The following is a 7,876-nucleotide window of genomic DNA, read 5'->3' on the forward strand; positions in this document are numbered from 1 at the left end:
GGCGCCGGCCGCGCCGGAGCTCGCCGAGTACCTGGCCCACTACACCGACCGGTACACCGGCCCGCGTGCTGGAGGAGTTGCGCCGCTTCCGCAGCGACCCGGGGCCCAACGGCTGCCTGCGGATCGCCGGACTGCCGGTCAGGCCCGAAGGGCCGACGCCGGTCGAGGCCGGCTCGGTCGAGCGCAACGCGACCGCCTCGGCCACCCTGCTGGCGCTGTGCGTGATGCAGCTCGGCGAGATCGTCGCCTTCCGGCAGGAGAAGTCGGGGGCGCTGCTGCAGAACGTGGTGCCCGTCCCCGGCCAGGAGTTCGAGCAGAGCAACGCGGGCTCCCAGCCGCTCCAGATGCACGTGGAGAACGTGCACCTGGACCACCGGCCGGACTTCGTGTCGCTGCTGTGCCTGCGCAACGACCACGACGACCGGGCCGGGCTGCGGGTCGCCTCGATCCGCCAGGCCCTGCCGCTGGTCGGGCCTGAGCACCGGCGCGTCCTCGCCGAGCCCCGCTTCCGCTCCACCCCGCCGCCGTCCTTCGCGGCCGGCCGGGACCCGGTGCACGCCGTGCTGAGCGGCGCGGAGGAGGACCCGGACGTCCGCGTCGACTTCGCCAACACCCATCCGCTGGACGCCGGGGCCGCCACGGCGCTGGCCGGGCTGCGGCGGGCCGTCGAGGCCGTGCAGACGGACCTCGTCCTCGGCGCGGGCGACCTGGTGGTGGTGGACAACCGGGTGACCCTGCACGGCCGGTCGGCCTTCGTGCCGCGCTACGACGGCCGGGACCGCTGGCTGCAGCGGGCGTTCGTCCACATCGACCACCGGCGGACCCGCGGCCTGCGGCCGGGCGACGGCAACGTGCTGAGCTGATGGGAGCCAGTGTCGTGAACTCACCGAAGATCTCCGGGCGTCGACTCCTCGACGACCTGGACATGCTCGCCACCTTCGGCGGGCGGGAGGACGGCGGGGTGGACCGGGTCGCGGGGTCGCCCGCCGACCTGGCCTCCCGGGTCTGGCTGGCCGACCGGATCACCGCCGCCGGGCTGCACGCCTGGACGGACGAGGTCGGCAACGTGTTCGGGCGCCAGCCCGGATCGCGCGGCCCGTGGCTGCTGACCGGCTCGCACACCGACACGGTGCCGGTCGGCGGCCGGCTGGACGGCGCGTACGGCGCCATCGCGGCCGTCGAGGTGCTGCGCACCCTGCACGAGGCCGGCCATCCGGCGGCCGCCGCGGTCGAGACGGTCGGCTTCTGGGACGAGGAGGGCGTCCTGCCGACGTCCAACGGCGGACTGGTCGGCTCCGGCACGCTGGTGGAGTCCGGGCACATCGACGAGATCACCGGGTTCGTCGAACTCCACGTCGAGCAGGGCCCCCGGCTGGAGAGCCGGCGCAGCACGCTGGCGGCGGTGGAGGGCATCGTCGGGATCGACCGGTACCTGGTGGTCGTCCGGGGGCAGGCCAACCACGCCGGGACGACGCCGATGAACGTCCGCGCCGACGCGGGCCGCGCCGTGGCGAAGATCGCGGCGCACCTGTGGGAGACCGCGAACGAGGTCGACGAGTCGATGGTGGTCAACGTCGGCGCGATGCAGCTGTACCCCGGGGCGCCGAACGTGGTGCCCGGGGAGGCGCACCTGACGGTGGAGTTCCGGGCCGAGTCGGAGCTGTCGCTGCTGCGGGCGGTCGAGCGCACCCGCGCGCTCGTCCGCCGGATCGGCACCGAGCAGGGCTGCTCGGTGGAGGTGTCCCAGCTGTCGCACAAGCCCGTGGTGCGCTTCGAGGACGGCTACGTCGACCGCATCCACGAGGTGTGCGTGCGGCACGACCCGACGGCGGCCCGCCTGATGAGCTACGCGGGGCACGACGCCTCCGCGCTGAGCTCCCGGGTGCCCACCGGCATGATCTTCGTCCCCAGCACGGCCGGCATCAGCCACTCGCCGGTGGAGCAGACCCCGAAGGACGACCTGATCCTGGGCGCCCAGGTGCTGCTCGACCTGCTGGTGGAGCTGGAGTCCTCGCGTTCGCACGCCGTTCCCGTCCACTCGGAGGCACGATGACCGGCTTCCGGAGGGTGGGCGTGTTCTGCGGCGCGCGGCCGGCCAGGCAGGAGTACCTCGACCTCGCCCGGGAGACCGGCCGCTGGCTGGGCCGCCGCAGGGTCGGCCTGGTGTACGGCGGCGGCGGGACGGGGCTGATGGGTGCGGTGGCCGAGGGTGCGCTGCTCACCGGCTCGTACGTCACCGGGGTGGTGCCGCACCACCTGCTGAGCCTGGAGGGGCGTCAGCCGCCGGGCGTGGAGCTGATGGTGGTCGCCACCATGCACGAGCGCAAGGCGCTGATGTACCAGCTGTCGGACGCCTTCGTCGTCCTGCCGGGCGGGCTCGGCACGGCCGACGAGCTGATGGAGATCGCCACCTGGGCCAAGCTCGGTCTGCACAGCAAGCCGGTGTTCGTCGTCAACCACGGCGGGTTCTTCGACGGTCTGCTGGCCTGGCTCGACCTGGCGGTGGGCGAGCGGATGATGACCGCCGCGGACCGCTCGTTGATCAGGGACGTGCCCTCGCTGGACGCCCTCGACGGCTGCTTCTCGCCCGACCTGCCCGACCTGCCCGTCCCGGTCGCCGGGGCGGCCCCCGGCCTGCCCCGCTGACCCGGGCCTGCCTGCCGCCCCCGGGCGGTCCGCCCGGTCCGGGAACGATTCGAGAGGGAGTCCCATGGAGTTCATCCGCCCCGGCTGCTGGGAGGAGGCGCTCGCCGCCAAGGCCGAGCACCCGGCGGCCGTGCCGCTCGCGGGCGGCACCGACGTGATGGTGGAGATCAACCTCGGCCGCCGCCGGCCCGGGCACCTGCTGGACCTGAGCCGGATCGGCGAACTGTCCGAGTGGGAGGTCGGCGAGCGGGAGGTCCGGCTCGGCGCCGGCGTGCCGTACGCCCGGATCGTCGCGGAGCTGGGCCGGGAGCTGCCGGGCCTGGCGCTGGCCTCCCGTGCCGTCGCCTCGCCGCAGATCCGCAACCGCGGCGGGGTCGGCGGCAACCTCGGCACCGCCTCCCCGGCCGGTGACGCCCATCCGGCGCTGCTGGCCGCCGGGGCGGAGGTCGAGGTGGAGTCGGTGCGCGGCGCCCGCCGCATCCCGATCGACGCGTTCTACACGGGCGTCAAGCGCAATGCGCTGCTGCCGGACGAGCTGATCAGGCGGGTGCACATCGGGCGGGCGACCGGCCCGCAGCAGTTCTCCAAGGTCGGCACCCGCAACGCGATGGTCATCGCGGTCTGCTCCTTCGGGCTCGCGCTGCACCCCGGCACCGGGACGGTGCGCACCGGCATCGGCTCGGCCGCCCCGACCCCGCGGCGGGCGGCGGAGGCCGAGGCGTTCCTCGCGGACGCCCTGGCGGAGGGCGGCCTGTGGGAGAGCCGCGGGCCCGTCCCGCCCTCGGTGGCGAAGCGGTTCGCGGCGCTCGCGGCCGGTGCCTGCAGTCCGATCGACGACGTCCGCGGCACCGCCGGCCACCGCCGGCACGCCGTCGGGGTGATGGCCCGCCGGACCTTCCTGTGGGCCTGGGAGGCGTACCGCAAGGACGCGGAGGGAGTCGCATGATGCGGGTGGGTTTCACCGTCAACGGCGTCCGGCGGACGGCCGACGGGGTGTGGGAGGGCGAGAGCCTGCTGTACGTGCTGCGCGAGCGGATGGGCCTGCCGGGCTCCAAGAACGCCTGCGAGCAGGGCGAGTGCGGCTCCTGCACGGTGCGCCTGGACGGCGTCCCGGTCTGTGCCTGCCTGGTCGCGGCCGGCCAGGCGCAGGACCGCGAGGTCCGCACGGTCGAGGGCCTGGCCACGGCGGACGGGCCGGCCGCCGTCCAGCGGGCCTTCCTCGACGCCGGGGCCGTCCAGTGCGGCTTCTGCACGCCCGGCCTGCTGGTGGCCGCCGACGAGCTGCTGGAGCGCGACGCGGACCCGAGCGACGCCGACGTCCGCGAGGCGCTCGCGGGCAACCTCTGCCGCTGCACCGGCTACGAGAAGATCATGGACGCGGTCCGCCTGGCGGCCGCCCGGCGCCGGGAGGCGGTCTGAGGCATGGACACCCGCACACCGACGACGTCGGGCCCCTCCCCCGCCGGTCCCGGCCCCTCCTCCGCCCGGGGCGGCATCGGCGAGTCCGTCCGCCGCCCCGACGGCACCCCGAAGGTCACCGGTGCCTTCGCCTACTCCTCCGACCTGTCGCACCGGGACATGCTCTGGGGGCAGGCCCTGCGCAGCCCGCACGCGCACGCCCGGATCCTGTCCGTGGACGTCTCCGCGGCGCTCGCGCTGCCGGGTGTGCACGCCGTCCTCACCCACGACGACCTGCCGGCCGCGCAGAAGCGGTACGGGCTGGAGATCGCCGACACCCCGGTGCTCGCCGACGGCGTGGTCCGCCACCACGGCGAGCCGGTGGCCCTGGTGGCCGCCGACCACCCGGAGACCGCACGGCGCGCCGCCGCGCTGATCAGGGTCGAGTACCGGCAGCTCCCGGTCGTCACGGACGAGGCGTCCGCCCTCGCACCGGACGCGGCCGTCCTCCACCCGGACCGGGACGACCGCCATGCGCGGCGCGCCCCGCACCCGAACGTCCTGCACCGCCAGCCGATCGTCCGCGGCGACGTGGCCGCGGCGGCCCGGCGGGCCGACGTCGTGGTGACCGGCGACTACGTGTTCGGCATGCAGGACCAGGCGTTCCTCGGCCCGGAGTCCGGCCTCGCGGTGCCCGCCGGGGACGGCGGCGTCGACCTGTACGTGGCCACCCAGTGGCTGCACTCGGACCGGCGGCAGATCGCACCCGTCCTCGGCCTGCCGGAGGAGAAGGTGCGCCTGACGCTGGCCGGCGTCGGCGGTGCGTTCGGCGGCCGCGAGGACCTGTCGATGCAGATCCACGCCTGCCTGCTGGCGCTGCGCACCGGCCGGCCCGTCAAGATCGTGTACTCCCGCGAGGAGTCCTTCCTCGGGCACGCCCACCGCCACCCGGCGAGGCTCCACTACGAGCACGGCGCCACCCGCGACGGGAGGTTGACCCACGTCCGGTGCCGGATCGTGCTGGACGGCGGCGCCTACGCCTCCTCCACCGCCGCCGTCGTCGGCAACGCCGCCTCGCTCGGCATCGGGCCCTACCGGGTCGACGACGTGGAGATCGAGGCCGTCGGCCTCTACACCAACAACCCGCCCTGCGGCGCGATGCGCGGCTTCGGCGCGGTGCAGGCCTGCTTCGCCTACGAGGCGCAGATGGACAAGCTCGCCGCCGAACTCGGCATGGACCCGGTGGAGCTGCGCCGGATCAACGCGATGCGCCAGGGCGACCTGATGCCGACCGGCCAGCGGGTCGACTCCCCCGCGCCGGTCGCCGAACTGCTGCGCCGGGTCCGGGACCTGCCGCTGCCGCCGCCGCTCGACCCGGAGGAGCCGGACGTCCGCGACCTGCCGGGCGGGCTGTCCAACACCTCGCACGGCGAGGGCATCGTCCGCGGCGTCGGCTACGCCGTCGGCATCAAGAACGTCGGCTTCTCCGAGGGCTTCGACGACTACTCCACCGCCCGGATCCGGCTGGAGGTCATCGACGGCGAGCCGGTCGCCACCGTGCACACCGCGATGGCCGAGGTCGGCCAGGGCGGCGTCACCGTGCACGCCCAGATCGCCCGCACCGAGCTCGGCGTCGAGCAGGTCACCGTCCACCCCGCCGACACCGCCGTCGGCTCGGCCGGCTCCACCTCCGCCTCCCGGCAGACCTACATGACCGGCGGCGCGGTGAAGAACACCTGCGGGGCCGTCCGCGAGCACGTGTTCGCGGCCGGCCGGCGCAGGTTCGGCGGGGACCGCCCGGCCTGGGGCGGCGCCGGGCTGCAGCTAGACGGCGGCAAGGTCGTCACCGGGGACGGCGAGGTCCTCGCCACCCTGGCGGAGGTGCTGGAGGGCGAGGAGCCGATCGACCTCGAACTCGAGTTCCGCCACCGGCCGACCGAGCCCTTCGACCCGGTCACCGGCCAGGGCTTCGGCCACGTCCAGTACTCCTTCGCCGCGCACCGCGCGGTGGTCGACGTGGACGTGGAACTCGGCCTGGTCAAGGTGGTCGAACTGGCCTGCGCCCAGGACGTCGGCCGGGCGCTCAACCCGCTCTCGGTGGCCGGCCAGATCCAGGGCGGCACCGTCCAGGGCCTCGGCATCGCGCTGATGGAGGAGGTCCGGGTCGATCCGGCGACCGCGCGGGTGCTCAACCCCTCCTTCACCGACTACCTGGTGCCGACCCTGCTGGACGCGCCGGCCGTGCCGGTCGACGTCCTGGAACTGGCCGACCCGCACGCCCCGTACGGCCTGCGCGGGGTGGCCGCAGCACGGAGACGAAGAACCGGGGCGGGATGCCGTGTTCGGTCAGCCAGGCGGCCAGCAGGAGCAGGAAGTCCGCGTCGGTCTGCCCGGCCGCGCGGCGCGGCAGGGTGCCCGGCCGGGCCACCCAGGTGGCCCGCCGGAGCACCACGCGTCCGACGTCGAGCCGTGGTGCGTGCAGGACGCGGCCCGGCCCCGTCCCCGCGACCGGATCGTGCTGCAACGGCTGGTCGGGGCGGAGCAGGATCGGACTCTCGCCGAACGCCTCCACCAACAGGGCCATCACCGGTGGGAGTTGCCGCTCGTAGGAGAGCCCGCCGTGGACGGGGCGGACGGCCTCGTCCCCGTCGAGCAGGACGGGCAGACCGTCCCGCCCCACGCCGACGGTCAGCCGGGCGGGCGGCGGGTAGTCGAGGCGCTCGGGCAGGGCGAACTCGCGCTGGTCGAGCGAGGTGGCCGGGGTCTGCGCGAACTCGGCGTACCTCGTCCCTCCCGGGTGCACCGCCGCGACCGGCAGCGGGTCCTCACCGGCGGCGACCAGGAGCCGGCGCACCCGGGACCGGCCGCGGCCGAAGCCGGAGTTGACCGCGTTGACGACCAGCCGCCCGCCGTCGTACTGGGTGTAGACGGCGGCCGATCCCACCGGGCGCACCCAGGCCGGGAGCGTGTCCAGCACCTGCTCGATCCGCCGCCGGTCCGGCAGCGCGCGCCGGACCTCGCCGATCAGGCCGACCAGTCGGCGTACCTCCGGGATCGCACTGGCGGCCAGCACCTCCGTCGGTCCGGTCGGGGCGAAGGCGACGGCCGCCGGGTGCAGCCGCATCACCTCACCGCCGTGGCGCACCAGTTCGGTGTAGAACCGGTCGAAAGGCACCGGTGTCCGCGTTCCGAAGCGCTCCCGGACGAACGAGGCGATCGCCAGCTTGAACGGCAGCGTGTGGTCGAAAACGGCCAGCAGCCGGCAGGCGAGGGCCAGGTCGTCGAGGGCGGCCCGCCAGGACGACAGGCCGGCCTCGGCCACCACGCCGGGGATGACCGACTGCTCGGTCACCACGTCCCGGAGTCTGCCGGTGACGCCCAGCGGTACGAGGCGTTCGGAGAGCGTCGCACCGAGGGCGGCCCGCTCGGTGCCGTCGGCGTGCGCGTAGGCGCGCAGCGCTTCGTGGACGGGGGTCAGCTCGGGCGCACGCCGTGCCAACCGGCCGAGCGGGTCGGGGCCGTGCTCGTCGAGATCGGGCCGGGCCAGCAGCAGTCCGGTGGCCAGCAGCGCGTGCAGGTATCCGGCGGCCCGGTCCGGCGGCGCGGGGAGTCGGGCGGTCAGCTCGGCGAGGGTCGGCCGGTCGGCGGCGGCCCGCAGGCAGTGCCGTAGGGCCGCGGTCAGCGGCAGGCTGAGCAGTTCCTCCTCCGGCGCGGGGCGGAGGAACCGGACGGTGTCCGACACGATCCGTGCACTGGGGTTGACGCGGACCCTGGTCCCGGTCGCCCCGGACAGTTCCGCGGCCAGCGGGACGAGTGCGGCGAGGTCGAGTTC

6 protein-coding genes and 1 pseudogene are annotated in these 7,876 nt (G+C 75.1%); 6 read left to right on the top strand and 1 reads right to left on the bottom strand.

From position 1 onward, the window contains the following. Window positions 1-65 precede the first annotated feature (65 nt). The 6 genes and pseudogenes from ABZ641_RS19955 to ABZ641_RS19980 form a co-directional block, all read left to right on the top strand. Window positions 66-863: a TauD/TfdA family dioxygenase gene (locus tag ABZ641_RS19955; protein WP_359983485.1), complete on the top strand. Its 798-nt coding sequence runs from the start codon at window positions 66-68 to the stop codon at window positions 861-863. A gap of 14 nt (window positions 864-877) precedes the next feature. Beyond that, entirely contained in the window at window positions 878-2,053 is a 1,176-nt protein-coding gene (locus ABZ641_RS19960; RefSeq protein WP_344626076.1) for a Zn-dependent hydrolase, read from the top strand. Next, on the top strand, window positions 2,050-2,646 hold the full coding sequence (locus ABZ641_RS19965) for a TIGR00730 family Rossman fold protein (RefSeq protein ID WP_359983487.1): 597 nt from the start codon (window positions 2,050-2,052) through the stop codon (window positions 2,644-2,646). The genes ABZ641_RS19960 and ABZ641_RS19965 overlap by 4 nt, the downstream gene beginning before the upstream one ends. 64 nt (window positions 2,647-2,710) lie before the next feature. After that, window positions 2,711-3,592, top strand: coding sequence for an FAD binding domain-containing protein (locus ABZ641_RS19970; protein WP_344626074.1), 882 nt, complete (start codon window positions 2,711-2,713; stop codon window positions 3,590-3,592). Beyond that, window positions 3,592-4,065 (top strand): (2Fe-2S)-binding protein, encoded by a 474-nt coding sequence (locus ABZ641_RS19975; RefSeq protein WP_344626103.1) that lies wholly within the window; start codon window positions 3,592-3,594, stop codon window positions 4,063-4,065. Before ABZ641_RS19970 ends, ABZ641_RS19975 begins: the two co-directional genes overlap by 1 nt. Before the next feature lie 3 nt (window positions 4,066-4,068). After that, a pseudogene (locus tag ABZ641_RS19980) lies at window positions 4,069-6,345 on the top strand (molybdopterin cofactor-binding domain-containing protein); the annotation flags it as partial. Here the strand turns inward: ABZ641_RS19980 and ABZ641_RS19985 are convergent. Then, window positions 6,245-7,786 (bottom strand): hypothetical protein, encoded by a 1,542-nt coding sequence (locus ABZ641_RS19985; RefSeq protein WP_359983490.1) that lies wholly within the window; start codon window positions 7,784-7,786, stop codon window positions 6,245-6,247. The pseudogene ABZ641_RS19980 and the gene ABZ641_RS19985 overlap by 101 nt on opposite strands. Window positions 7,787-7,876: the final 90 nt, after the last annotated feature.

The sequence above is a fragment of the Kitasatospora sp. NPDC007106 genome (genome assembly GCF_040634455.1).
GTDB lineage: Bacteria > Actinomycetota > Actinomycetes > Streptomycetales > Streptomycetaceae > Kitasatospora > Kitasatospora arboriphila.